General features: G+C 61.8%; 21 protein-coding genes. 6 read left to right on the forward strand and 15 right to left on the reverse strand.

From position 1 onward, the window contains the following. The 3 genes from ACVNHC_RS18590 to ACVNHC_RS18600 form a co-directional block, all read right to left on the reverse strand. Positions 1-1,220 (reverse strand): ABC transporter substrate-binding protein (locus ACVNHC_RS18590; protein WP_457168598.1); only part of this gene is annotated, 1,220 nt, incomplete at its 3' end. Between the two features lie 163 nt (positions 1,221-1,383). After that, the gene (gene kdgD, locus ACVNHC_RS18595) at positions 1,384-2,301 is read right to left on the reverse strand and encodes a 5-dehydro-4-deoxyglucarate dehydratase (RefSeq protein WP_457168600.1); all 918 of its coding nucleotides are present in this window, start codon (positions 2,299-2,301) and stop codon (positions 1,384-1,386) included. Positions 2,302-2,372: 71 nt separating this feature from the next. Then, the gene (locus ACVNHC_RS18600; RefSeq protein WP_050475314.1) at positions 2,373-3,119 is read right to left on the reverse strand and encodes a FadR/GntR family transcriptional regulator; all 747 of its coding nucleotides are present in this window, start codon (positions 3,117-3,119) and stop codon (positions 2,373-2,375) included. A 332-nt stretch (positions 3,120-3,451) separates the two neighbouring features. On the opposite strand from ACVNHC_RS18600, the gene ACVNHC_RS18605 reads away from it, so the two are divergent. Beyond that, the gene (locus ACVNHC_RS18605) at positions 3,452-4,243 is read left to right on the forward strand and encodes an NAD-dependent epimerase/dehydratase family protein (RefSeq protein WP_050475313.1); all 792 of its coding nucleotides are present in this window, start codon (positions 3,452-3,454) and stop codon (positions 4,241-4,243) included. 21 nt (positions 4,244-4,264) lie between these two features. Here ACVNHC_RS18605 and ACVNHC_RS18610 read toward each other — a convergent pair whose 3' ends face one another. Together ACVNHC_RS18610 and ACVNHC_RS18615 are read right to left on the reverse strand one after the other, a co-directional pair. Beyond that, positions 4,265-5,419, reverse strand: coding sequence for a CFI-box-CTERM domain-containing protein (locus tag ACVNHC_RS18610; RefSeq protein ID WP_457168603.1), 1,155 nt, complete (start codon positions 5,417-5,419; stop codon positions 4,265-4,267). Further along, positions 5,406-8,042: an OmpA family protein gene (locus ACVNHC_RS18615; protein ID WP_457168605.1), complete on the reverse strand. Its 2,637-nt coding sequence runs from the start codon at positions 8,040-8,042 to the stop codon at positions 5,406-5,408. The genes ACVNHC_RS18610 and ACVNHC_RS18615 overlap by 14 nt, the downstream gene beginning before the upstream one ends. A gap of 266 nt (positions 8,043-8,308) precedes the next feature. Between ACVNHC_RS18615 and ACVNHC_RS18620 the strand changes: the two genes are divergently transcribed. Then, positions 8,309-9,406, forward strand: a complete 1,098-nt coding sequence (locus ACVNHC_RS18620; protein ID WP_457168607.1) for a helix-turn-helix transcriptional regulator — start codon at positions 8,309-8,311, stop codon at positions 9,404-9,406. A 47-nt stretch (positions 9,407-9,453) separates the two neighbouring features. On the opposite strand, the gene ACVNHC_RS18625 is transcribed toward ACVNHC_RS18620, so the two are convergent. The 4 genes from ACVNHC_RS18625 to ACVNHC_RS18640 all read right to left on the reverse strand — a co-directional run bounded on the left by ACVNHC_RS18625 (position 9,454) and on the right by ACVNHC_RS18640 (position 13,425). Continuing rightward, the gene (locus ACVNHC_RS18625; protein ID WP_457168609.1) at positions 9,454-9,726 is read right to left on the reverse strand and encodes a hypothetical protein; all 273 of its coding nucleotides are present in this window, start codon (positions 9,724-9,726) and stop codon (positions 9,454-9,456) included. Between the two features lie 429 nt (positions 9,727-10,155). Then, complete coding sequence (locus tag ACVNHC_RS18630) at positions 10,156-10,518, reverse strand: hypothetical protein (protein WP_457168611.1); 363 nt, start codon at positions 10,516-10,518, stop codon at positions 10,156-10,158. 218 nt (positions 10,519-10,736) lie between these two features. Further along, positions 10,737-12,074, reverse strand: a complete 1,338-nt coding sequence (gene pglB / locus ACVNHC_RS18635; RefSeq protein WP_457168613.1) for a polygalacturonase PglB — start codon at positions 12,072-12,074, stop codon at positions 10,737-10,739. 388 nt (positions 12,075-12,462) lie between these two features. After that, the gene (locus tag ACVNHC_RS18640) at positions 12,463-13,425 is read right to left on the reverse strand and encodes a mannonate dehydratase (protein WP_457168615.1); all 963 of its coding nucleotides are present in this window, start codon (positions 13,423-13,425) and stop codon (positions 12,463-12,465) included. Positions 13,426-13,521: 96 nt separating this feature from the next. On the opposite strand from ACVNHC_RS18640, the gene ACVNHC_RS18645 reads away from it, so the two are divergent. From ACVNHC_RS18645 to ACVNHC_RS18660, 4 genes are all read left to right on the forward strand, one after another. Further along, positions 13,522-14,418, forward strand: coding sequence for an aldose 1-epimerase (locus tag ACVNHC_RS18645; RefSeq protein WP_457168617.1), 897 nt, complete (start codon positions 13,522-13,524; stop codon positions 14,416-14,418). Positions 14,419-14,567: 149 nt separating this feature from the next. Next, on the forward strand, positions 14,568-15,467 hold the full coding sequence (locus ACVNHC_RS18650; protein WP_152967625.1) for a UDP-2,3-diacylglucosamine diphosphatase: 900 nt from the start codon (positions 14,568-14,570) through the stop codon (positions 15,465-15,467). Beyond that, positions 15,464-16,609: a ceramide glucosyltransferase gene (locus ACVNHC_RS18655; RefSeq protein WP_457168619.1), complete on the forward strand. Its 1,146-nt coding sequence runs from the start codon at positions 15,464-15,466 to the stop codon at positions 16,607-16,609. Before ACVNHC_RS18650 ends, ACVNHC_RS18655 begins: the two co-directional genes overlap by 4 nt. Further along, complete coding sequence (locus ACVNHC_RS18660) at positions 16,606-17,298, forward strand: glycosyltransferase family 2 protein (RefSeq protein ID WP_050475301.1); 693 nt, start codon at positions 16,606-16,608, stop codon at positions 17,296-17,298. The genes ACVNHC_RS18655 and ACVNHC_RS18660 overlap by 4 nt, the downstream gene beginning before the upstream one ends. 89 nt (positions 17,299-17,387) lie before the next feature. Here the strand turns inward: ACVNHC_RS18660 and ACVNHC_RS18665 are convergent, their stop codons facing one another. The 6 genes from ACVNHC_RS18665 to ACVNHC_RS18690 all read right to left on the reverse strand — a co-directional run bounded on the left by ACVNHC_RS18665 (position 17,388) and on the right by ACVNHC_RS18690 (position 24,722). After that, positions 17,388-17,873 carry a MarR family winged helix-turn-helix transcriptional regulator gene (locus tag ACVNHC_RS18665; protein WP_050475300.1) on the reverse strand — a complete coding sequence of 162 codons (486 nt, stop codon included), beginning with the start codon at positions 17,871-17,873 and terminating at the stop codon, positions 17,388-17,390. A gap of 156 nt (positions 17,874-18,029) precedes the next feature. Continuing rightward, on the reverse strand, positions 18,030-19,250 hold the full coding sequence (locus ACVNHC_RS18670) for a patatin-like phospholipase family protein (RefSeq protein WP_457168622.1): 1,221 nt from the start codon (positions 19,248-19,250) through the stop codon (positions 18,030-18,032). A 189-nt stretch (positions 19,251-19,439) separates the two neighbouring features. Further along, positions 19,440-20,669 (reverse strand): MFS transporter, encoded by a 1,230-nt coding sequence (locus ACVNHC_RS18675; protein WP_122521787.1) that lies wholly within the window; start codon positions 20,667-20,669, stop codon positions 19,440-19,442. A gap of 69 nt (positions 20,670-20,738) precedes the next feature. Continuing rightward, a complete protein-coding gene (locus tag ACVNHC_RS18680; protein WP_457168625.1) occupies positions 20,739-22,253 on the reverse strand; it encodes an FAD-dependent oxidoreductase in 1,515 nt (504 codons plus the stop codon). Positions 22,254-22,638: 385 nt separating this feature from the next. Beyond that, on the reverse strand, positions 22,639-24,000 hold the full coding sequence (locus ACVNHC_RS18685) for a HAMP domain-containing sensor histidine kinase (RefSeq protein ID WP_050473820.1): 1,362 nt from the start codon (positions 23,998-24,000) through the stop codon (positions 22,639-22,641). Further along, positions 23,997-24,722: a response regulator gene (locus tag ACVNHC_RS18690; RefSeq protein WP_457168627.1), complete on the reverse strand. Its 726-nt coding sequence runs from the start codon at positions 24,720-24,722 to the stop codon at positions 23,997-23,999. The genes ACVNHC_RS18685 and ACVNHC_RS18690 overlap by 4 nt, the downstream gene beginning before the upstream one ends. Between the last annotated feature and the right edge of the window lie 13 nt (positions 24,723-24,735).

Below are 24,735 nucleotides of genomic sequence, written 5' to 3' on the forward strand. Positions count from 1 at the left end.
GCTCCATCGTTTGAGATCGCTAACAACCTCATTCTGGCACATCGATGCCGTAGGGGCCGTCCAACCCAACAGTTCGGAACCGGCGGGACATAGTGGCCGCTGGTGTCGAACACCTCCTTGAACGTCGCCCAGCGGGGATCCTGGCGCACCGCATTCACATCCACCTGCTGGTTCACCGGCAGGCGCACCAGCGGCGTGTGGCCGGTGTCGTGTGCGATGCCGATTTCCTGGCCCTCGGGCGAGATGGCGAAGGCGATGAACTTCTCGGCCGCCTCGCGGTTCCTGGAGCCTGCCATGATGTAGGCGCTGGTGCCTTCGGCAAGCGCGGCCACGCCGCCGGGACCGGCCGGAGGCGCGATGACCTCGACCACATCCGCGCCCGGCTGCTCGCTGATCTGGGCAATGTGGTAGGGGCCGGAGAGGAAAATGCCGGTCTGGCCGGAGCGGAAGGTGGGCAGCGCATCGCCAGTGGTGGCGTTGATCGCACCCGGCTGCACCAGGCCCTCGCAGAACAGGCCGCGCACGAAGCCGAGCGCCGCAGCCCCCGCCTCGTTGTTGAGGTTCGGTTTGAAGCCGCCGTTCTCCTGCTTCACGAAGTCGCCGCCCGCGCCCCAGATGAAGTTGCTCATGAACCAGCTGGTGTAGCCGCGGGTCGTGGAGCCCGGGATGGTCATGCCGAAGGTGTCATCCTTGCCGTTGCCGTCCGGATCTTCCTTCGTGAAGGCAACCGCCAGCTTGTGCAGGTCCTCCCAGGTCTTGGGCTGCGGCAGGCCGACCTTTTCGCGCCAGTCCTTGCGGATGAAATAGGCAAAGGCCTGCGCCGAGATGGGCACGGAATAATATTTGCCATCGGCGCCCCTGGCGCTGTTCCAGGCGTTTTCGGCGATCTGGCTGCTGCCCTCGATCTTCTCCGGATCGATCTCCTGGATGATGCCCATCTTCAGCATCTGGCCCAGAGCAGAATCGTCGTTGATCACCACATCCGGCAGATCACGGCCAGCGGCGGCGCGGGCAAGGCGCTGCTCGAAGTCCATGCCGGTGTTGTAGGTTTCGACCTCGATGCCGGTCTTCTCGGAGAAAGCCTTGGTGAGGTTCTTCAGGATGACGGCAGACTCATCCGTCTGGCGCGACCAGACCTTGAGCGCCTCGGCAGAAACGCCGGAGGCTGCCGCCATGAATGCAACACTGCCCATCAGGGCCACCATGATTCCAGAACGCATTTTCCACTCCTCCCAGTCCTGGCGGCTACCCCCCTCAGGTTCCGCCTGTAAAATCATCCGGCCATGGGCCAGTTCCTCCTGCCGGAGGAATCCGGCCGGCATAACTTGCAGGCTCCCCCCCTACGGGCTTGCCCCGCTCTCAATGAGACAAGCTCGCCGGGCCTCAGGCCGCCTTTTCGCGCCGGTACGGGGCGATCAGCTTGTCCAGCATCTCTTCCTCTTCGCGGCTGAGGTCACACAGCGGCGCGCGCACCTTGCCGGCCGCAAAGCCCTGCAACCGGACACCCGCCTTGATCGCGGCCACCGCATAGCCCTTGCCGCGGTTGCGGATGGCCATGAAGGGATAGAAGAACTCGTTGAGCATGCGCTCGCAGGCCTGCCGGTCGCCAGCCCGCAGCGCGCGGTAGAACTCCACCGCCAGCCCCGGCACGAAGTTGAACACCGCCGAGGAATAGGTGGTGAAGCCCGCGCCCAGATAGGCTTCGGCGAAAAGCTCTGCCGTGGGCATGCCGCCCAGATACATCAGCCGGTCACCCATCTTCGCCGTCACCTGACGGACGAGGCCTATGTCGCCGGTACCATCCTTGAAGCCGATCAGGTTGGGGCACTCATCACACAGGCGGGCAAGCGTATCCGGCAGGATCACCGAATTGTCTCGGTTATAGACCATGACGCCGATATCGACCGACTGGCACACGCGCTTCACATGGGCATGGAGCCCTTCCTGCGGCGCATCGATCAGATAGTGCGGCAGCAGCAGGATGCCATCGGCACCGGCGGCCTGCGCGCCCTGCGCAATCTCCACCGCCACCTCCGTGCCATAGCCGCAGCCGGACACGATCGCCGTATCCCCGGCAACGTCCTTGGCAGCCCGCACGATTTCCGGCACTTCACCGGGCTTCAGCGAAAAGAACTCACCCGTGCCGCCGGCGGCAAACAGCACCGGCGCATCGAAGCCGGACAGCCACTCCACATGCGCCTGATAGCTGGCGCGGGCAAAGGCGCCCGATGCATCAAAATGGGTGACCGGGAAGGACAGCAGCCCGGACCCGAGAGCACTCTTGATTTCCTGCGGACGCATGCAGCTCTCCATCCAATTCCATGATTTCGAGCCACGTTATTCAGGTCCGGGGAAGCTGTCAAGAAGTCATATTATCTATTTCGCAAACCAGTATGATAAGCCGCCCGGTAGCGGGACAGGCTGCCACGCAGATGCAGCTTCATGGCTGCCCGTGCGGCCGCTTCATCCCCATTGGAAATGGCCTCGACAATATCCGCGTGTTCCCGGTGGATCTGCAGCATGTAATCATGCTGCGGGGCAGGCTCCTTGCCTTCGCTGAGCGCCGAACGTGGAATGATGGCCTGGCCGATCATGGTCAGGAACTCTGAGAACCGCGGGTTGTTCGTCGCCTCGGCAATGGCCAGATGCAGCGCGAAATCGGCAGCGACTGCGGGCTCGCCTGCCTGAACGCGCTCGTAAAAATCGTCATGCCGGGCAAGGATTGCCTCTTCCTGCTGCGGCGAGCGGCGCAAGGCGGCAAGGCCGGCCGATTCCACCTCCACCGCAATACGCAGCTCCAGCAGCTCGATGACGGAGGACACCCGGTCCCGGTCAACATTCTGGAAAGGCAGGGAAACCGGCTCAGGCACATCCAGCACGAAGACGCCCGCCCCCTGCCGGGGCTCCACCAGCCCGTCGGATTTCAGCGCCGCCACAGCCTCGCGGATCACCGTGCGGCTGACGTTGTAGTCCTGCGTCATCTGCGCTTCGCTGGGCAGCCGCTCGCCGGGCTTGAAATCGCCCGCCAGGATCGCATCCCGCAGCTTTTCGACCAGCTGCGTGACCAGCGTTCCCTTGCCTTTTGCCCCAGCACGCGGCTGTTTCGCCTCTATTGCCACATCCAGACCCTGTCCTTGATCTGCCCCCGCCCGTGGCAGTGCGCCCCGGCAGGAGCAGCGCGCCACGACTCGAGGCGTGCCGCATCAGCCCTGTATTTCGTCCGGAACCATCTCACAGCCGGCGTTTCGCTTCAAGCCGGGCCGGCAAACTCATATGACAGGTTGCCGCCTCATGGCGCTTCATGTATGACTTCAGCAGGATCATGGCCAGCAGCACGCTCCGGGATCCGCCGTCTTTCCTTCGCGCAGGCGCAAGGTCCGGGCCGGTTTGACAGGCTTTGCCGCCCTCATGCCAGGCTTTGCGCTCCGCGCCTCATCTTCCGGAGATTTCCGTGGAACGTCTTCTCATCACCGGCGCCGCAGGCGGAATTGGCAGCGTGATGCGGCAGAAGCTTGCCCCGCTCGCCGGCAAGCTGCGCCTGTCCGATATCGTCAGCATGGGCGAGGCCGCCAGCCACGAGGAGCTGGTGACCTGTGATCTGGGCGACCGGGACAGCGTGATGGCGCTGGTGGAAGGCTGCGACGGCATCGTTCATCTCGGCGGCGTGTCGGGCGAAGAGCCCTTTGCCACCGTGGTTCATGGCAACATCACCGGCACCTTCAACCTGTTCGAGGCCGCCCGCGCCCATGGCATGCCGCGCATCATGCTGGCCAGCTCCCTGCATACGGTCGGGTTTTACCGGCAGGATGAATATCTCGATGCCCGCGCCCCCATGCGGCCCGACGGGCTCTACGGCCTGTCCAAGTGCTTCATGGAACTGATGGCGCAGATGTATTTCGACAAGTTCGGCCAGGAAACCGCCGTGGTGCGCATCGGCTCGTGCTTCGAGGCCCCGCGTGACCAGCGCATGCTGTCCACCTGGTTCTCCTATGACGACTTTGCCTCGCTGATCGATCACGTCTTCGCCGTGCCGCGTCTCGGCTGCCCGGTCGTCTGGGGCGTATCGGACAATGACGCCTGCTGGTGGGACAACCGCGCCGCCAGCTTCCTCGGCTGGCGCCCGAAGGACAACGCCGCCGCTCACCGCGCCCGCATCATGGCCGAAGTCCCCAAACCAGCCCCCACCTCCCCCAGCGCCCTCTACCAGGGCGGGCCGTTTGTGGAGAAGCCGGTGCGGGGGTGAGGCTGGGGGGCGGGCAAACAGTCAAAGGCGCCCGGACAGGAACTCCCTCTCAAGCCGCCCCGTCATCTCACGGTAAAGCGCATAGGCACGCCTGTAGGCGCCAATGCGGATCAGTGCCACACAGGGGAGTATCCGTGTCCAGTAAAGGACCCGCAGCTTCCGCTTCCCTTCCGGGCTTGCAGCCAGCCGGGACAGGATCGGCGGCGACACTGCATAGTAATGCGAGACAACGTCCGGGCCGAAGGGCTGGCGCAGAAGCCAGCCATCCCGGAAACGGCGCAGGGTCTGCAGTTCGAAGCAATCATCGGGACGGCCAAAGGCGAGGCAGCAGGCCGTCGTCAGGAAGCAGGGATTGTCGACAGCTTCACAATCCCAAACGGCCTGCAGCTTGTGGCTCAGCTCCGCGAGTGCCTCCCTGTAGATCCTGTCAGGCCCCTCGCCAGCCAGCGTCTGCCTGAACACGGCAGCCCGGCGGCCGTCCGGGAACAAAATCCCGGTTTCAGCCGTCACCGGCATTTGCTTGCGCAAAAAATGGACCAGCTGATTTGCAACGGTCTCACCCTGGAGGGTGAACTTGACTTCGACAGGGTCCTCTGAATCGGAAAGACCGCTGTTCATGCCCGGGATCGGGCTGCGTCTTCCGCGTGAGATTTTCCCTTCCAGCCGCACCGCCTGCCCGTTGGCCGCAGTCAGAAGAAAATAGACGCCCATTCCCGCCCTGTGCTCCTCGTGGACACGAATGCCGTGATCCTGCTGATCAAGGCGCGGCCAGTACTGGATGGCGGGCTCCCCGGAGGTGAACCCGGCATAGCTCCTGGAGCCATAGGCGAGCGGAGAAACCTGTACGGTGCCTTCGATGATCTTTCCTGCCGCAACATACAGGCTGATCGAGAACCCGAGCTCTGGCTCCGTAACAAGAGTTCCTGCCGAAGCTCCGTAAGGCGATCCGTAAAAGAAAGAATGCGTCACCTCCAGCTTTGCAATGTCAGCGCCCGCCGGATCGCCGTCGAACAGCGGATCCAGTTCAACGCTCCAGTCCCCTTCGTCTTTGCGGACGTCGCATCTGACCGCAGCAGATGCAGCACCGCCCAGAAGGGGCGACAGGGCAGCGGCAGGGCCACCGGCAAGCAGGGCGCGGCGGCTCAGAAGCCATGAAGGTTTGTCAGTCTTGGGCATCGGTTGTGGTCTCCTGTGCGCGGAAGCCGCGAAGCAGCTTGAGAGAGGGAAGGCTGAAGACGAGGTGATCACTGCCGCTGGCGGCCAGCACGCTGTCACCGGCAGCGGAAAGACCGATCGCATGGCTGCCACGGCCCGGCCAGGTGGCGGTTGTCCGCAGCTGTTCGAAGTTCATGACGGCAAACGCTGTGCCGTTTGCCTCGAACCGGGCGTTAAAGGCCACAAGCGGCTGGTCTGGGTGGAACACAAGCCGGTACGGGATCATCGGAGCGCGCACCTGCTGCGGTCCTGACCATGAGCCTGTCTCCCAGACGCTCATATCGAGGCGGTTGTCGAAGGCAAGGAGGAACCGGCCGTCCGGGCTGACCCCCAATGCATGGGGCCACTGCACACCCTGCAGCCGGCGGCGTTCGGCAAGGGTCCGGGGATCATGGATGGTGATTTCCTGCAGGCGGTGCTGACCGCTCGCAAGCGCGCTCCCGTCCGGGAACCATGCCAGCGGACCGCCGATGCGGGTCGGCCCCATCCGGGTCACGGCCGTGAATGCAGCGGCCTTGATGTCGTAGAGTTTCAGGAAGCCGTCAGCTGTCGCATAGGCGATGGCCCCGCCATCCGGCCGCCAGACGAGATCCACAATCTCCAACGCCTCATGCAACTGCGCAACGGCATGCCCCGTCGAAGCATCGTAGACATAGGCCGCTTCAGTGGCGTGCCCGCTCTCCTCCCGATAGCTCGAAATGGAGGCAACGTAACGGCCATCGGGGGAAAAGCGGTGATCCCGGCCGCGATAGAGACGGACCAGCGGCACCATGGTCCGCAGATCATGGATCTGCGGCGGCTCAGACCCCAGCACCGCCCGGTAGGCTCCCGGATCAAACGCACTGCCCCTGTCCGCTAGCGCAAGGGACGCAGACGATGGACTGTCCGCAGGCAGCGGGCGGAATTCCGCGCGCCGGTTGACGCTGCGGCCCTTCCGGCTGCTGTTGCTGGCGGCCGGAAAACGGGAGCCGAAGCCTGACACCTGAAGCCTTCCGGCCTCGATGCCATGCGTGAGCGTCAGATAGGTCAGGACGGACCGGGCGCGGCGAAGGGACAGGCTGTCGTTGACCGCCGCGCTTCCCGCCGCATCGGTATGCCCCTCGATGGAGAGGGAGAGGCCGGCGCCGCGCGCTGACTTCAGAAACGCCGCAACCTCATCCAGCCGCGCAAGGCCCTTGCGGGACAGGCCATCGGAGCCAAAGGCAAATCCAACACTAACCTTCTCGCGGGAGCCGATTGCCAGCGGCCGCTCAACAATCCGCGGCTCCTGCATTTGCCTTTGCAGGCGCAGGGCATTGGCGGTCACCGAGGACTTCCAAGAGAGCCATTTCTCCGCCTCGCCGCCCAGGGCCTTCAGTTCCTCGAGATGCGCATTGGCCTGGCTGAACTTCTGCGCACCAATCCTGTTGTCCACCATCGCCCTCAGCAGCTGGCGCCGCCGTTGAGGCGCCCAGGGAAGGGCCAGTTTCTCGCGGAAAATCTCATAGGCAGCGTCAAAGTTGGCGTAGGACTGCGCAATGTTGCCAAGCATGAGCAGGGCTTGAAGCCGTCCGTCATCATGCGGGGCCAGAGCATAGGCCTGATGAGCAAGGCCAGTTGCCTCGTCCGGATGTGCCAGAAAGCTGGAGTTCATCCAGGCCATCGAAAGTTTCAGGGAGTAACTTTCCGGCAGTTTGCGCTCTGCGTCCTGCAGGAAGGCAACCGCCGCAGCGGCATCATGCAGGGACATTGCGAGAAAGATCTCCTCGGCGGTCTCTGCTGACGGATCAAGGTCGAAGCCGGCCTTCAAAAACGTGATGGCCGTGCGGCTGGAACCCAGATCATCGCTGATCATTCTGCCAATGAGATAGTAAGCGGCGGCATTGCCATCGGGTTCCAGCAGCGGCGCCAGAACACGCGTTACATGGGCCAGCCTTTCGGCTGCCGGGGTGGTGTCTGCCGTGTATTTCTTCAGCTGCAGTCTGGCGAGCCTTTCATAGACTTCAAAAGAGCCGTCCTTGGCGATTGCGCTTTGGTACAGCTTTTCAGCCTCCTCATGCTGCCCCCCGGCTTCGGCATCGAGCGCCCGCACGAAGTCGAAGGCGTAGTCCAGGCTGCCAACCTCTGCCTCCCACTTCGCAAGAAAATCCATCGCTGCCGGCCTGCCGCCGAAATGCGCCTTTCGCAGAAAGAAGCCGTTCCTCACCAGATCCGGATCAAAGGGGGCGGTGGCAAGCGCCTTGTCGTAGAGGTCACGCGCAGCCTCCGGACGTGCGGCCTGTTCATGCGCCAGAGCGAGATTGATATAGGCGGTGGTCAGCTCGGGATCGGCTTCGATTGCAGCCTCGTAGAGCCGGATTTCGTCACGCGCCCGTCCATCCCTGCCCGCGATCCAGGCGGCAGAGAACAGGCCCTCCGGCGTGTCCGCGTGGCTTTGCGCAAGATATCCGCGGATCATTGCCCGTTCCGAAGGGCTGGATGTCTTCAGGCTGCGCTCGAACAGATCGAAGCGGTTCTGACCGTCATGAATGGCGTGCTGGGCTGCAAGCGGCTGCACGAGACTGCCGAGCACCAGGACAAGAGACAGAAGGAGGCGAAGGGGCATGGTGTTTCCTGCTGTGGTCAGAAGAAAAGGCCATCAGCGGCACTGCGGGCGCTGATGCAGGGGCTCGGGTGGAACGGGCAGGCCGGGTGATCGCGGGCGCAGCCCTGGCGCAGACGCCGGACCGGCCGCCGCCTCTTGAACCTCGCCGCAGTTTCCTGCAGCTTATACGGAGCTGACGGGGTGGGGCCTGATGGCGTGCCCCGGGCTTTCCTGCCGGGGGAGATGTTCTTGCCGCCCCGCAGAACATGAATGCGGAAAGCTGGGCCGTGCAGACCATTGAGCAGAAGACAAGCGAACTGACCGCTGCGATCTACGCGGCCTTGCTTGGCGAGAGCAGCTGGCAGGGCTTTCTGGACGAGCTGACCGGCGGCACGCCCGGCAGCCTTTCGACGCTTTTCTTCCACAACTTCACGGCCGGCACGGGTGGTGTCGCCTATGTGGCCGGGGCCGAAGGGCGGCAGGATGCCCTTGCTGACTATGAGCGCTATTACAGCAACATCAATCCATGGATGCGGCGCGTTGCAGCGACGCCGCTCGGACGGGGCGTCATCGGCGAGGAGATCATATCCCGGAACGACTTCAACAGAAGCGAGTACTATTCCGACTATGTGCGCAAGAATGGCCTCGAAACGGGCATCGGCCTCACGCTGTTCAAGAGCCAGAGCTTCTATTTCCTGCTCAGCATGCTGACGGACGATGTGGACACTGACCGGAACCTCGAGCGTGCAGAAGTCCTGACCCGTATCGCCCCGCATTTGCAGCGGGTGTTCCGCTACTACCGGTCCGAAGAGTTCCACGCGGATGTGCTGGATGCCGGAAAAGGCATCGGAATGGCCACGGGGCTGGCCTTCATTCTGGTCAACGAGGATCTCAAGGTCATCAAGGCGTCCCCGGCTGCAGAACAGGCGCTTGCATCCGGACGGGTGGCCGGCCTCGATCCCTCCGGCCGCATCCGGCTTGCCGATCCCGGGACACAGGCGGTGCTGCGCGCGCTCCTGCTCCGGCGGAAGGCGCCGGGGGAAACGGAGGTCTTCAGCAGCCGGGATGCCAGCGTCCAGATCATCCGGATCGGGCGCAGCCCTGCGGCCGAATTCTTCGCAGGACCCGTGGCCGCCATTCTGATCGGTGAGGACAGCAATCAGGCGCGGCTTGACCGCCTTGCTGCCCGCTACCGCCTGTCGCCGGGAGAAGCCAGGGTCTGCGCAGGCATCCTCAAGGGGCTGAACCTGTCGGAAATCGCCGATCAGGCAGCGGTGACGCGGGAGACCGTGCGGTCGCAGCTCAAGTCGGTTTTCAGCAAGACCGGCACGTCCAGCCAGATGGACATCATCCGGCTCGTGGCAGGACTTTCCCTGAAACCGTGAGGGCCGGAAGCGGCGCTGCCGGGAGGAAGGGGCCGGGCGGTTCGGCATCAGTCGTAGGCCGCAGTTCTGTGCCAGCGTCCGGACCGGCCCAGGACAAAGGCCTCTCCCTTGCTGTTGTGGCGCAGGCTGGCGAATTCGCAGCCTCTGGACGTCATGATGTAGCCCGCGGCGCAAGAGCCGTAGCGGACGTTGAGATGATGATTTGTCTCGTTGATGTTCGCACTGGCCTGGGCAAGCGCACCGCCGAACAGCTCGCCTGTCCTGTTGCATCCGGGCAGCAGCAGCAGCAGCAGACACAGCATCACGCGTGATGAGGGCATCTCATTCCTCCCCGGTGTCATGAACGGGTATGGCAGCCGTTCTTGCGGAACCGCGTCACGGAGGGCGATTGTCCGGGTCTGCCGTGTTGCTGCCATGTGACCGGTTCCGTTCTGCCATGGAAAAGGGGTAATACCGGCGCTCGATAATCCTGACTCATCGAGTGCCGGTTAAGCCCGTGCGGCGCTTGAGCCTTTTCAAGGCGTGATGCGTCAGCATCTCAGAGCCTTGGTACAAAGCGCTGCCGTCCCGCAGGAAAAGCCGCCCCGATGCGCTTAAAATGCTTGCGCACCGGGGCGTTGAGGCCGTGAGCGCCGTGCTAGCCCGGCACTGCCCACGGCTTCGTTCTGTCCGGAGGTTGGATTTATCCCAGCCCGTGCGGCGCCTGAGCAATTTCAAGGCGTGATGCGTCAGCATCGAAAGCCTTGGTCTTACGGGTTGCCGAAGGGGGTCTTGCTGCCGGTGTCGCGCTCCCAGAACTTGTAGCGGCCGGTCCCGTCACACACCATGAAGCCCCAGCTTGTGGGATAGACCTCGCCCGGGCCGGTGTTGAGATTGGTGTAGCATCCCCAGCCGCCATGGGACTTCTGCAGGCAAAGGCGGAAGTCCTTCGGCGAGCTTCCGGTGTTGCGCATCTTCACCGAAAAGCTCTTCGAGTTGTTGCAACTCTGACCCCAGGCGGTGTCGTGAACAACGATTCCGGCTTCTGCCGCAGCGCCGGGAGCAAGCAATATGGCGCTTGCCAGCAATGTCTTCTGCAGGGCGCGGATAAAAAGATGTGATGCGGTCTTCATGCTGAGCCTCCAACTTGGAAACATCATTATTTCAGCAGGAAGACATCCGGCATCCCCCGCCCGGGGGATGGACAGAAAGGCAGAAGCAGGATGCGGGGCAGTCTGCCCTTCCCTCTCATCCCAAGGCTTTCGATGCTGACGCATCACGCCTTGAAATTGCTCGGACGCCGCACGAGCCTGACCAACGCTCGATGAGGCGAGCCCATCGAGAGCTGGTATCAGACCACCACCACCGCCTGCGCGTTCCAGCCTTCGGGCAGCGCTTCGGGCCGGTCGACGGTGACGTCCTCCATCACCAGCCCCTCGATGTCCTTGGCGAAGACGGCCGGCATGCCGCCAGGATAGTCGATGAGGCCGATGATCTTGCCATCGGGGCCGAAGCGCCAGGCGTTGACGCGGCCGGTGGCGTTTTCCTCCTCGAAGCGGTCAAACCGGTCGGCGGGCGTCGGGCGGATGTCATAGGCAAGGCCGGTGCCGAAACGGCCCGGCAGCTGGCGCAGGGCCACGCGGCGCAGCACCACGCTGCTGATTTCGCCCGGGTTTTCCGCCACCAGATTGATGGCCCCTTCCATGGAACCGGTCACATCCTCGATGGTGATGTTGGTGACCCGGCCAGCCGGGCCTTCCTCGGGGCGGCGCTCGATGGTGTTGATGGTCACCGCCTCGCCCGAACCCCAGAAGCCTGCGGGAGTCTCGTGGCAGTCCAGCGTGATGCGGGCAAAGCGCACCCCATCCACCAGCCCGCCATCGCGGGAAAAAATGCCAAGGCCACGGTTGGACTTCTCGATGCGGATGTCCTCGAAGCTGATGTTGCGGAAGGGGGCGAAGCTTTCCGTGCCGATTTTCAGCGCGCAGGAATGGCTTTCGATCAGGCAGTCCCGCGCGGTGATGTTCTCGCAAGCTCCCTTCAGGCTGCCATCCGGACGGCGGGTCGTCTTCAGCACGATGCCGTCATCGGCGGTGCGGAATTCGGAGCGGACGATCAGCACGTTGCGGCAGCCGTCGATGACGATGCCGTCGGTGTTGGGCATGCGGCGGTTGTTGTCCACGAACACCCCCTCCACATGCACGTTCTCGCAGCCAACCAGATGCATGGTCCACAGCGGTGCATCTTCAATCGAAATGCCCTCGATGCGCACATCCCTGCAGTCTTCCAGCACGATGACCCGCGGCCTGAGCTTCTGCGCCCGGAGCGTGCCCATGTCCGCATCCTCACCCACGATGAAGGCACCCGCGCCATCGCCGAAGATCCGCCCGGCGCCGGTTATGGCAATGTTGCTGGCGCCGCTGGCCACCAGCATGCCCCGGTCGCTCTCCTCCGCCACCACCGACACGCTGTTGCCGGCATAGGCCTCGTAATCGGGGATGAAATGCAGCTCCGCGCCCTTCGCCAGCTCCAGCGTGACATTGGAGCGCAACCGCAGCCCGCCGCAGCGGTGAATGCCGGGCTCCAGCACCAGATGCAGGGGCGCTGCATCTGCGTCGATCACGGACTGAAGGAACGGGCTCCGGTCGCCGGGCTTGGCCTCGACATGAACGCGCCGGGGTGAGGACATGGGTGTTTCCGTTTCAGGTTGTGGGGGTTGGTGGAGTTTTCCGGGAGGTGAGGTCTCTTGTTTCCCCTTAAGAGGGGCACTCTCCTTTTGCCGCAGCATCCCTCTCCCCCCTTGAGGGGGAGATGCCCCCGCCAGGGGGCAGAGGGGGGTAACGGACTGTCCGCTTGAAAGAGAGATCCTGCCGTATTGAGGCGCTGATACCCCCCTCTGTCTGCTGACGCAGACATCTCCCCCTCAAGGGGGGAGAGGAACTGGTGCCTGACTGACCGTCTGGAGGAAACTCTGCATCTCGTGGGGAGGAGGGCTGAAGACGCCTTGCCTCAACCAGATGCCTTACTGCGTTCTCCCGCGATGCCAGTGGATGACTGCGGGCACCTGTCAGAATCTGTCAGCTCCGCGTCTGCAACAGCGCCGCGATGTAGCCGTAGCAATAGGCGAAGGCGACCTGCTGCTGGTTGTCACCGGCAAGGGTCGGTGCGTGGTCGGGCATCACCATGTATTTGTAGCCGGTGTCGCGCAGCACATCGATGATGGCCGGCATGTCCATGTCGCCATCGTCGGGGAAGCTTTCGCGGAAGGAGTAGCGCTTGCCAACGATGTTGCGGAAGTGGATGTTCATCAGCTTGCCGCGCGCGCCGAACCAGCGGGTCACCTCGGCCGCCTCGCTCACATCCTCCAGCATCTCGCCCAGCGTGCCGATGCAGAAGTTGAGGCCATGCACCGGGCTCTCGCGCGTCTGCACGAAGCGCTTCATGCCCTCGACGGAGCCCAGAACCCGCGTCACGCCCTTGTAGCCGGGAGGCGTTGCCGGATCATGCGGATGGCAGGCAAGGCGCACATTGGCCGCTTCCGCCACCGGCACCACGCGGGCGAGGAAATAGTCGATCCGCTCCCAGATGGTGTCCTCGTCCAGCACACCGGCCGGCCCCGGCTCGTTCTGGTCCACCAGATCCCAGCGGAAGGCTTCGGCCATGTAGCCGCCCCGGCCCGGCTCCATCGGCGTGCGCGGAATGCCGATATAGTTGAAATTGTAGCGCACGGAGGGGATGCCGGCCGCGCCGCAGTTCTCGATCAGGCGGCAGATGCCGTCAAGCTGCGCCTCCCGGTCCGGCCCGGCCAGCAGGATGTCCTTGCAGGACTGGGTGTCCACCGGCGCCGAGTGCATCGGCAGCTGCAGCATGTCGAGCGTCAGGCCGAAACCCTCGACCTTCTCCCGGAAGCGCTCCAGCACCTCCCGGTTCCATGTGCGCCAGCCGCCATCCGGGTTGGCAGAGACATTCTTGACACCAAGCTGCGCCATGACACGGTAGTCGTCATCATGGCGGGCGGGAAGCTGTGTTCCGAGATACATCGCGGGCTGAGTCCTGGAAGTTATAATATGAGTATCATATAGATCGTATGACAACCGTCAACCGGCATCTCTGCTGCCCCGCCCGAAAGGCCTGTCATGACCCTGGATCTTCACGCAGAGGGCTATCACCTGCGGCTTTCCCCCGCCCATGGCGCCACGCTGCTGGCGGCCAGCTGGCAGCATCCGGAGGGGTTCGAGGTGCCGCTGCTGGCGCCGCTGGCGGATCCCGCTGCCGGTTTCAGCACGGGCTGCTTCATCATGGCGCCCTTCGCCAACCGCATCGCGGACGGGCGTTTCCCGTGGGGCGGCGAAGTGCTCACCCTGCCCATGAACCGGCCGGAAGCGCGGGTGGCCATTCATGGCTTTGCCCGCAACCGGGCCTGGCAGGTGATGAGCCGCGATGCGGCGAGCATCACGCTGCAGCACAGGGAGGCTTCGCCGCAGCATCCCTGGCGCTACCGGGCAGAACTGGCGGCAAGGCTTTCGGCAGACGGCATCGCCCTCAGCCTCTCCCTCACCAGCGAGGCGGAAGGCCCCCTGCCCTTCGGTTTCGGGTTGCACCCCTATTTTCCGCGCAAGCCGGACACGGCCGTCTGCTTCACGGCCGCAGGCACATTTGCAGCCGGTGACAGGGGCCTGCCTGTTCCCCCGCTGCAGCCGCTCGCCGGCATGGGCGCGGGCCAGCCCGCCCTTCTGTCTGCCTTCGAGGGGCTGGACCAGTTCTTTGCCGGCTGGACCCCGGCGGAAGCGGAAATCCTGCAACCCGCCAGCCGCACCCGCATCCGCCTGACAGGCGGCGGCGCCTTCCGGCACCTGCATGTTTTCGTGCCGCAGGGCCGGGATGTCTTCTGCATCGAGCCGGTCAGCCACGCGCCGGACATTCTGAACCGGCCGGAACTGGGCGCAGATGGACAGCCCGGCCTTGGCATGACCACCCTCGCCCCCGGTGAGACGCTTTCCGCGAGTTTCAGCCTCAGCGCCTGCGGGGCGTGATGCAAGCGGGCCGTTCCATGGTTTCACCAGCTGGCTTCCCTGAACGCCAACCGACCACCGGGCGGAAGAAAGGTGTATTATACACCTTGACATCCAGACTGCCGGATCCAATATAAGTGCATTATACACATATATTGGGTATCCCTCTTATGTCGCTTTCCCACTTCGGCCTGCAATCCCGCTCGCTCGGTAGAGGTGTCACGTGCCTGCCGATACCCGCCACGCAACTTCCCGTGCACAGGCTGGAAGCAACACGGCACCCCCGATACGGGACGTGCTACCGGAGCCTCTTTCTGTCCGATCTTCATCTGGGGCATTTCGGGTCGCGTACCGATCGTATTATCCGCTTCCTGAAGAATCATCGCGCTGATAATTACTATCTCGTCGGCGACATCCTGGACCTTTGGATTCCCAAAACACCCGTATGGTCTTCCACGGCAACCGCGGTCCTTGACCACTTGAGGCGGAGACATGCCGAGGGCGCACGGTTAATATATATTCGCGGCAACCATGATCCTCGTCCCGATTGCGCCCCACCGTCGGCAAGCATTCCGGTTGAGGCGGTCGACTGTGCAGTTCACCAAGCTGCCGACGGCAAGAGATATTGGGTGGTGCATGGCGATGCCTACGATCATTCGCCACTTAACTTCCACGCCGGTAATCTTCTCGGTCATAAGTTCTCACAAGCGCTTGCAGCAGCTGAAGCCTGCATCCGAAAGACAATGGGCCTGCGTTTGCGTAGGCATGGCACTTTGGCTGACTATGCCGTTTCGTCGTTCTACCGAATCCTGCATCCTAAGCTGACCTATCAGGAACGGCTCGTTGTTGAGGCTGAGCAGCGCGGCCTCGACGGCGTCATATGTGGTCATTTCCATCAACCCGACCTAAGGAAGTTTGGTCATGTAACATTTGCCAACTGCGGCGACTGGCTCCAGAGTTTCACCGCATTGGCGGAAGCTGAAGATGGTCAGCTCCACCTGCTCAGCCAAAAAAATCAACGAAGAAACCGCTCTTCTTCTGATCTGGCTGCGACCGGAGACACCGTATGATGGCCGCGTTGTTTCTGCTTTTTTCGTCACTCCTCGTTGGCTTCCATCTGCTGTCGATTGCTCTTTGCTGGGTGCGGCTCTCACGCGACATCGACCGGGCTGGTACAATCGGCTCGCCCGCAGTGACATTGCTCCGTCCTGTCTGCGGGATCGATAATTTCGCCCGGGAAACGCTTTCCAGCTCGTTCTTACAGGACTATCCGGACTTCGAAGTTATCTTCTGCGTTCGCGACACCGAAGACGAAAGTCTTCCGTTGCTCCATTCCCTGCTGATGGAATTTCCCAATGCGAATGCGCGAGTACTGGTGGGAGGCGCCCATGTCACGGGCAACCCAAAGCTCGACAATCTGCTGAAGGGCTGGGATGCCGCGAGAAATGACTGGATCTGCATGACAGACAGCAATCTCCTGCTGCCTTCTGATTACTTGAGACGCGTGGTGGGAAGTTGGGACGAAAACACAGGGCTCGTCTCCTCACCGGCTATAGGTATTCAACCCGACGGTGTCGCTGCATCGCTCGAATGTGCATTCCTCAACAGTAACCAGGCCCGTCTCCAGCTTGTGGCCGACACGCTGGGCTCAGGCTTCGCTCAGGGCAAGACCCTGTTCTGGCAACGGCAGATGCTCGATCAAAACGGTGGCATTTCCATCCTCGGAAGAAACCTTGCCGAAGACGTCGCGGCGACGAAGCTCGTGCGCTCGCTTGGCCGGAAGGTGACCCTCCCGATTAAGCCGTTCGCACAACCGGTTGGACGGCGCCAGCTGAAAGACGTGTGGCATAGGCAATTACGCTGGAGCCGCGTGCGCCGCGACGGTTTTCCACTACTCTTCCTTTGCGAAATTCTGAACGGCCCCGTCTTGCCATTCCTGGCTCTCTTTGGTGCTCTCGGCCTGCTCCATCTAAGCCTATGGTGGGGCCTGCCATACGTCGTTCTATGGTACGCACCGGAGATCTTGTTCGCATCCTGCGTCGGATGGATATCCAGCCGACGCGATCTGCTAGGCCTCGTTCTGCGGGACCTCTTGCTTCCGGCACTCTGGATCGCTTCTTTCACAAACCGGGAGCTCCGGTGGCGAGGCACCCTTCTGTCACAGCAAGACCAAAATCTCCTTTCGAACTTGCCGGAAAACAAGCCCCAATGAAAACGGCAATAGAGCAGTTCACCTGCATCGTTCCAACTTATAATGAAGCTGCACGTATCGGCCGGGTGCTGGACATTGCAAGCCGGCATCCGCTTGTCCGGGAAGTTGTCGTCGTGGATGACGGATCCAACGACGGTTCAGCAGACCTCGCTCGCACGCGAGGACTCAGAACCCTGGTGCTCCCCAGGAACATGGGCAAAGCCACAGCCGTAGCGCGCGGGCTGGAACTCGTTCACACCAGCCACGTCCTCCTTCTGGACGCCGATCTAGTTGGCCTGACAACGGCAGACATAGACCACCTGCTGAGGCCGGTTGTAACCGGTACAGCAATCGCCTCGATTTCGCTTAGAGGCAACGCTCCATTGGCGTGGAGACTGCTCGGCTTCGATTATATTTCGGGGGAACGGGCATTCCCCTATGATCTGGTAGCCAAGAAGCTGCCGGAAATAGAGAACCTCCCCCGGTTTGGTCTCGAGGTGTATCTCAACGAGTTGATCCTTGCCAACGGTGAGAAGATCGCGAGTGTGCGGTGGCCCGGAGTGGTAAGTCCAGCAAAAGTGACGAAGCGGGGTACTCTGACCGGTCTGACAGATGATGTTAGAATGATAGCTGACATCTATCGAACAGTGGGTGCAAGACGCTGCATCAGGCAATTACATGGGCTAGCAAATAGGGTCGTAACCTGCTGACCTGACCCCCAGCCGGTCAGGCAAATGCCAAACCGCCATGGAATGAAACCTCCGCAGCAGGCCGCCAGTCATCACCAGGCGGGTACTGATTATCCGTCCTGAGGCGAACTGGCGTTCATGCCATCGGCGAGCATTCTCATCAGCCTGATCAGTTCATCGAAATCTTCGCGGCTCCAGTTCCGGAACAGCGCCAAGGCCATCTTCTCACGCGCTGCATCGAGAGCATCTGTGGCTTGTTTGCCGCGCGGCGTAATGGCGGCCTCACGGACGCGCTTGTCGTTGGCGCTCTGGCGGCGCTCCACAAGTCCTAGTTCTTCGAGACGCGCAACCTGGCGGCTGACGGTAGTGTAATCCCGCCCCACACTCTCGGCCATTTCAACAACACCGATCGGTCCGTGCCTTTCAATTCCCACCAGGAGTGGAAAAAGAGCACGCTCCAGTCCGAGGCCAGCCATTTCCAGCAACTGGGCGTCGCGTTCCGGACTGTTCATGAGCATGGCGATATCGATGAGAGCACGATGCAGCTCGGGAAGTGACTTCCTGATATGCGTAGTCTGCATCTTTGTCGTGGGCATGGTCTACCTTGCTGTTTTCAGTGTATTATACGCATTTCACTCCTACTATGGAAAACGAAAAAGATTAAGAGTCCAAGCCAGTTGCACTCGCGTTGCCCGCAGGCAGGACGTGGCGGGGGACACCGGCCGAGCCCTTCGCACCAGCCTTCGGTCTCCTCAGAGCTCATTCCGGGCAAACTGGCTGCGATCAACTGGAAACACAGGGCGCTTAATCCAGAGATCCTGGCTAAGGCATCGCTGATAGCCATTCCGGTAAACTGTTCTCATGTACTGGGGATTAAGTGGATCGGTCATGGAATACGGCGCCTCCACGTCGATTGAGGCAATATCCAGGTCCGCGCCTGACCGCTGCGCAAAGTTATAGAGGGCAATCAAGCCCAGCTTGGCCTGCGTCTTCATCAAAATAGTATATGATCTACCCAATATAGGAAGCGCCTTCCTTCCTGACATTGAAAATTCCGGCATGAGCGTATTGTTAACGATTACATATATGTGCAGGTTTGTTTTCCCGGAATAGTTGGGGGCGGTTATCAGGCTTTCTGGCAAGGTGAAGAATTGTGCAGAGCTGCCTCCGTCCGAGTGGAGCTCCTCGATCTGCTTCCCGTCGACCATCGCCGTGATCGAGACTGGTGGAAAAACGCCGGGGACACTCGCGGATGCGATCAGTATCTGACGCACCAATGGCAGTGCTTCTGCCCTGCCGCTGCTGGCGATTTCGCCAATGTTCCAAATCACGGCGCGTTGGGTATCCAGGTTTGTCGTCATCACCAGCAGCCGCCGTCCGGCGCGATGTTCGCGGGCAATGCGACTCAAAACCGTGGGTGTGATGCTCTCCTCAACCATGCGCCGCAGTTCGTCGCCCCGCAGCAGGCTGGAGGAAAGAATGCCAAGCCCTCTCCAATTGATATCTACGAGACTTCCAGCTTGATCAGACAGATATAGCCTTCGCAGAAGCTCATCGTATTCCGGGCCGAGAAATGCAAACGGTGCTATCAGCGCCCCTGTACTGACCCCGGTTATGACGTCAAAGCGGGGGCGGGTTCCGAGCTCGGTCCAGGCCGACAAGACTCCGACGGAGAAAGCCCCGCCCGCGCCGCCGCCCGACATGGCAAGCATAGTCGGTTTGGCTTGATTGGTTTCCGGCCGCCATAGATCGTATGCCGGTTCCGGAGGGCGCGGGTCGTCGACGTGAACTCTGATGTTTTCAAATCCAGCGATCTGCGCACGCTCAGCCTCGTCGGCGTTGTACACGGGGCGGCCGGAAGTAGTGCACCCGCTCAGAATGATGAGTGCGGCCACGCAAATGCTCGCAATGGCTTTTGCGGTTAGAGGTGTTTCCTGCTTGGGATCAAACCATTCCCGAATCAGCCCTATCATCCAAATGTTTCCTTTGGCGCAGCGAGGGAAGCGGCCAGTCGAGGCTCGAACTTCTGTGATTGGGGTGCATTGCACGCAGGTGCTGTCAGACCAAGGCTCTGAGATGCTGACGCATCACGCCTTGAAAATGCTCAAGCGCCGCACGGGCTTAACCAACGCTCGATTAGTCAAGATCATCGAGCGTCGGTATCAGACCTCGAGGCCGGCCGGTCTGGGAAGTCGCGCCACTGCAATAAGCGCTCCAATGGCGGCCATCGCCACTGCGACACCTATCCAGACGCCGTAGAGCGCATAGCCTAGTATGAACCCCGCCAGTACCGGTGACGCGACATCCGTCGCGGCGACCAGGGATTGCGCGGCCCCCATGATGATACCCTGCCTCTCTGCCGGAACACGGGTTGACAATGCCGCCATGTAAGTCGGCTTTGCCAATGCATCGCCGGTGCTGACACAGAAAACCGCGATAAGAAGCACTGGAATGGTGGTTGCAAGGCCAGCCATGAGAAAGCCTGTCGCGATGAGCGCGAATATTAGAAGGATCAGGTGACGCTCGGTCAGATATCTGCTCAGCCAGCCCAGCAGAAAGAGCTGAGCAAAGACGTTGATCACGCCATCGGCCATGATGAGGTAGCTCAGTTCCTTCGCGCTGAAGGGATGGCCATTCCAAATGAAGGTATCGCCGAGAAAGACTGGCAACTGCGAAATGTACGTGCCGTATGCGAAGAAGTGGAAGAGCATCACCAGAACGAGGATCCGGATTCCCGGGGACGCCAGAATCGCCTGGAACGAGACTCTTTTGGCCAGCGGCTTGCCGTCAGTCTGCTTGGGGGCCTGTCTGTTCTCCAGCCGCAGGAGCGTTGCCACGATCGACAGCGCCACCAACCCGACCGCTGCAAGGATTGGCGCGGTCAACGATCTGCCGGACAAAAAGCCAGAAAGCCCGGCGCCGATGATCCCGCCTACACCGGCGCCACCCATCAGGATGCCCATCGCCCGCCGCCGGTTTCCGGTGTCTGTATGGTCGGCGACATAGGCTGCGGTAACCGAGATGTTCCCGACAGTTAGGCCGAACATGGCGCGGGCGATCAGGATGACGGCAACATTAGGCGCGAACGCCAGCAATAGAAGGCTTGCCGCCGAGACCAGCTGGCTGGCCATGAGGATGCGCTTGCGGCCGAAGCGATCGGAAAGCTGACCGAGTGTGGGGGCAGAGACAAACTGACCCACAGCTTCTGCCGCGATGACAATGCCAAGGACAAGGGGCGAGCCGCCCATCGCCCGGATGTGAAAGGGCAGAACCGGCAGAACCGCAGCGGTGCCTGCGGCATAGGTGCAGACGATCACGAAAACCGGCAGGATGTGCCGCCAGTCCAGTGACCGGCCTGTTGTGATGCCGTCGGACGGAGATCGGAAAGACATATCATGCCCCTCCTTCGTTCATGACAAAAACGGTGCCGAGTGGCGGCCGTTGGGAGCTCGTCGAGCCCCTCATAGCGGGTGCTCCTCATGCGCAGACAGGGCCATCCGGTCGAGATAGGCTTCGAGTTGCCTGGTTCCTTCCGTGTCCATGGTCGAGATAGCGGCAACATAGCCGTCAGGGCGGACCAGAACGCATTCGCCCTCCGCCAATGTGTAGGCGTCATGGACATGGTTCCCGGTATCGATGATGTCGCCGCGTTCGCCGAGACGATGGATATGCAACCCGGGCCGGGGTGCAACTTGACCCTGCCCGTGAACGAGCAGCGTCCAGTGCGGCCCCTTGAACAGCTGAAAAAGCCGGGCCGGCTGGCCAGCCGCGCCTCTGACGGGTGCATCGGGCGCCCGATCTCCGGCGCGGAGCCCATCCCTGCGCGGAGGAAATTCCACGCTGACCGGCGAGTCGGGGTAGCAGATGTCAAGCTGACGTACTTCGCGGCCGCGCCTGATATCGCCCCGCTTCCCGGCATCAAGCAGCCGGGTCGAAAGGCCGAGCATGGCCTCAGCCACCGGACGCCGCTCTATCTCGTAGCTGTCGAGCAGATCGTCCCGCGCGCCGCGCAGCACCGCTGCGAGCTTCCAGCCGAGATTGCAGGCGTCCTGCACACTGGTGTTCAGGCCTTGGCCGCCAGTGGGCGGATGGATATGTGCGGCGTCGCCTACCAGAAAGACACGGCCGGCGCGGTAACGCTCCGCCAGCCTGGCATTCATGGCATAGGCCGACGCCCAACTCACCGAATGGACCCGGATGCCGCTGCGGCGGGTTCGCTCCGCAATCATATGCTCCAGCCCCGCGGCAGAGAGATTGATGTCGCCTTCCGGCGGCACCGGGCCCTGAAGCTGGAACAGGTCGGTTCCACCCAACGGGCAGATCGAGAGCATTCTCTGCATGTCACCATCGTTGAACTGGTGCCACCAGCCACGATCGAGGCCGGTCAGCGCCACATCGGCGACCACGGCGCGCACGCCCAGTGTCTTCCCGGGGAAGTCCACCCCAAGCGCGCCGCGCACGAAGCTGCGCGCCCCATCGGCTCCGACGAGATAGCGGACGGAAAACGTCTCCTCGCCGTCCGGCCCGGACAGCTTCGCCGTAACTCCGTCCTCATCCTGCTCGAATCCGCTCAGTTCGCAGCCGAACCGGACATGACCGCCCAGTTCGGCGAGCCTCTCCCGCATGATGCACTCCGTCATGAACTGCGGGACCATCAATGGAATATGGTACGGCTCGGCCGGCGTCGGCTGGGGTCTTTCATCGAAGTCCTTCTCAACGAATTTTCCGTCAGGGCAATAGACGCGCATGGGCGGATAAACGCCTCCAGCGGCAACGACCCTGTCAAGAATGCCGAGATCCTCGAACACCTCTTGCGTCCGGGCTTGGATGCCCTTTCCGCGTGAGCCGTGGAAGGGTTCTCTCCTCTTCTCGATAAGCCGAAAGGATACGCCGCGCCGCGCCAATTCGATCGCCAGCGTAAGGCCTGCTGCTCCCGCACCACAGATGAGCACATCTGCTGCAAAATGGTTTGTCATGCCCGTCTCCATATGTGTGTTTTGCACATAATTGGAGTCATGACAGACTGTCAACAATAATGTGTAAAATACACGTTATTGAGCCCGGCCGGCACACCTTGCCGTACGATCCGCATTATGATCAGCCAGACATGCGGCTCGACCGGAAAGAATGCAGGACTTCGCTCGCGAGCAAGGAGCAAGCTTCGTCGTAATCCCGCTACGGTTTTCATGCGCAGCTTTGCGCCACCCAACCATCGACACTGCATTGGATGGTCTCGCAAATTACAAAGATCAGATCGCTTAAGGGAACGGAGCCTCCTTCACGGCTCCAAATGCTCATCACGATCGACAACCAGCGTACTGCACTGTATCTGGCCATATAGACAGGCGTTACGCTGGCTCTTTAGGAAGTTGGGAGTCCGACCGCGAAGCGGGCCCCGCTATTGTTCTGGTCTTCAACCATCAGCGAGCCACCATGTGACTCAATAACCATCTTGGCGATGGCGAGGCCCAGTCCCGACCCTCCGGTGTCGCGGCTGCGGGATCCTTCAAGCCGCACGAATGGCTCGAAAATACGCTCTCGCTCGTGCGCCGGAACGCCCGGCCCAGCGTCTTCGATAAGGATTTGGGCCATGTCGTCTGTGCCCAGGAGGGTAATACGCGCCTCACCACCGTAGCGTATGGCGTTGTCCGCGATATTTCTCAGGGCCCGCTTCAGACTTGCCTGCCGGCCGTGTATGATGAAGTCTCTGGCTATAGAGAGGCTTGCATCGCCACCCGCCTCCCGCAATTCGTCGACCAGTTGCCCGAGCATCCACCCGAGATCTACACGCACTACTGGCTCAGCCGTTCCGGCCCCACGCGCAAGCGCGAGAGCGGATTCGACGAGGGTCTGCATCTCATCCAGACAGTTTCCCATTCGCTCCCGCGTCTCTTCGTCATCGACCATTTCGAGCCTCAGCCGCATGGCCGTTATCGGAGAACGAAGGTCATGACCGAGCGCTGCAAGCATCGTGGCACGCTCCGCGAGCAGCCGTATGATCCGATCCGCCATGTCGTCGAACGTCGTCGTCAGGCGGCGCACCTCGTCGGGCCCCGAAGCCTTCACCGGATGAACCGCACTACCTCGCCCAAGGCGATCCGCATTTTCAGCAAGCCGTTGCAGGGGACGCGAGATCCGTCCGACCATCATCCACACCACGACGATGACAACCGCCCCCGTCAGAAGCATCGAGGCAAGGGTCGGCCACGCCCATTGCAGGGGTGGCCCACCGGTATCGATGCGCGCATTCAGCCACCGCCCGTCTGGCAAGGCAACCGAAACAGCCAATTGATTGGGGTCGCCATCCTCGTCCTGCCTCAAGCCTGCCGGCAGTGGCATTGTTGCTTCGCCTTCAACCAGCGCCAGCCGGACCGGCCGCTGCGGCGAAGTTGCGAGAACACTCCGGAGATGTTCAGCCAGGAACGGCAGCGGATCAGCACCAGGACTGTCCGCAAGTGCTCTGTCGTCCACATTAAGCTGGAAATCGAGAGACCCAGCAGCATCCATAATGGTGGAGTGCATGTCGCCCGGCGCGTTTTCGAGCACATTGGCGACCGTCAGGACACGGCTCGTTCCGTCTTTGGCCAATGTTGCGAGAATCGAGTTGCTTCGTTCCTCGATGAACAGCCAAACGCTGATGCACTGCACAACGGCCAGCGCCATGAGCAGCAGGATGGCGAGCTGGCCACGCATGGAGCGGGGTTTGCCAAAGCGGATAATCACGTACTCTCCGTGACATCGGCCATGAAACAATATCCGCCGCCGCGGACCGTCGCGATGAGTTGAGGACTTGCAGCATCCCGTTCGATCTTTCGCCGCAAGCGGCTCACCTGATTATCGATTGCCCGGTCGAACAACGTCGCCTCGCGGCCGCTGGTCAGATCAAGCAGCCGGTCGCGTGACAACACCATTCGGGGACGTTCGAGAAAGGCGACAAGAAGCTGGTAGTCACCCATGGTCAGCACCACCTCTTCATTCTCCTGATCGACCAGAACGCGGCGATCAACATCGAGCGTCCACCGGTCAAAACGCAAATGCTTGCCTCCATACTGCCCACCCAGCGCCACCGGCGGACGTTCCGTCCGGCGCAGGATCGCTTTGATGCGCGCGAGAACCTCCCTGGGGTTGAATGGTTTGGCGAGATAATCATCAGCCCCCAGTTCAAGGCCCACGATCCTGTCTGTGTCCTCACCAAGCGCAGTAAGCATCAATACGGCGGCGTCACTCTCGGCACGAAGACGCCGGCAGGCGGAAAGACCGTCCTCACCAGGCATCATAATGTCCAGCACGATCAGGTCAAAGCGGCCTTCGGCCATCGCCTTGTCCATGGCCCTTGTGTTCTCGACAGCGCTGGCCCGAAAGCCGTTCCGCTCGAGATAACGCTTCAGCGCGTCCCGGATCTCGCGATGATCATCAACTATCAGAATGTTCGGTGTCGTGGTCATGACCCAAACTTTA

The sequence above is a fragment of the Pannonibacter sp. Q-1 genome (assembly GCF_054073275.1).

Bases quoted from the DNA above. Each gene is read 5' to 3' on its own strand.
- pglB (WP_457168613.1), bottom strand. From the start codon at position 12,074: ATGTCCTCACCCCGGCGCGTTCATGTCGAGGCCAAGCCCGGCGACCGG.
- ACVNHC_RS18615 (WP_457168605.1), bottom strand. From the start codon at position 8,042: ATGCCCCTTCGCCTCCTTCTGTCTCTTGTCCTGGTGCTCGGCAGTCTC.
- kdgD (WP_457168600.1), bottom strand. From the start codon at position 2,301: ATGCGTCCGCAGGAAATCAAGAGTGCTCTCGGGTCCGGGCTGCTGTCC.
- ACVNHC_RS18645 (WP_457168617.1), top strand. From the start codon at position 13,522: ATGACCCTGGATCTTCACGCAGAGGGCTATCACCTGCGGCTTTCCCCC.
- ACVNHC_RS18660 (WP_050475301.1), top strand. From the start codon at position 16,606: ATGAAAACGGCAATAGAGCAGTTCACCTGCATCGTTCCAACTTATAAT.
- ACVNHC_RS18655 (WP_457168619.1), top strand. From the start codon at position 15,464: ATGATGGCCGCGTTGTTTCTGCTTTTTTCGTCACTCCTCGTTGGCTTC.
- ACVNHC_RS18680 (WP_457168625.1), bottom strand. From the start codon at position 22,253: ATGACAAACCATTTTGCAGCAGATGTGCTCATCTGTGGTGCGGGAGCA.
- ACVNHC_RS18625 (WP_457168609.1), bottom strand. From the start codon at position 9,726: ATGCCCTCATCACGCGTGATGCTGTGTCTGCTGCTGCTGCTGCTGCCC.
- ACVNHC_RS18640 (WP_457168615.1), bottom strand. From the start codon at position 13,425: ATGTATCTCGGAACACAGCTTCCCGCCCGCCATGATGACGACTACCGT.
- ACVNHC_RS18675 (WP_122521787.1), bottom strand. From the start codon at position 20,669: ATGTCTTTCCGATCTCCGTCCGACGGCATCACAACAGGCCGGTCACTG.
- ACVNHC_RS18690 (WP_457168627.1), bottom strand. From the start codon at position 24,722: ATGACCACGACACCGAACATTCTGATAGTTGATGATCATCGCGAGATC.
- ACVNHC_RS18665 (WP_050475300.1), bottom strand. From the start codon at position 17,873: ATGCCCACGACAAAGATGCAGACTACGCATATCAGGAAGTCACTTCCC.
- ACVNHC_RS18650 (WP_152967625.1), top strand. From the start codon at position 14,568: ATGTCGCTTTCCCACTTCGGCCTGCAATCCCGCTCGCTCGGTAGAGGT.
- ACVNHC_RS18670 (WP_457168622.1), bottom strand. From the start codon at position 19,250: ATGATAGGGCTGATTCGGGAATGGTTTGATCCCAAGCAGGAAACACCT.
- ACVNHC_RS18630 (WP_457168611.1), bottom strand. From the start codon at position 10,518: ATGAAGACCGCATCACATCTTTTTATCCGCGCCCTGCAGAAGACATTG.
- ACVNHC_RS18610 (WP_457168603.1), bottom strand. From the start codon at position 5,419: ATGCCCAAGACTGACAAACCTTCATGGCTTCTGAGCCGCCGCGCCCTG.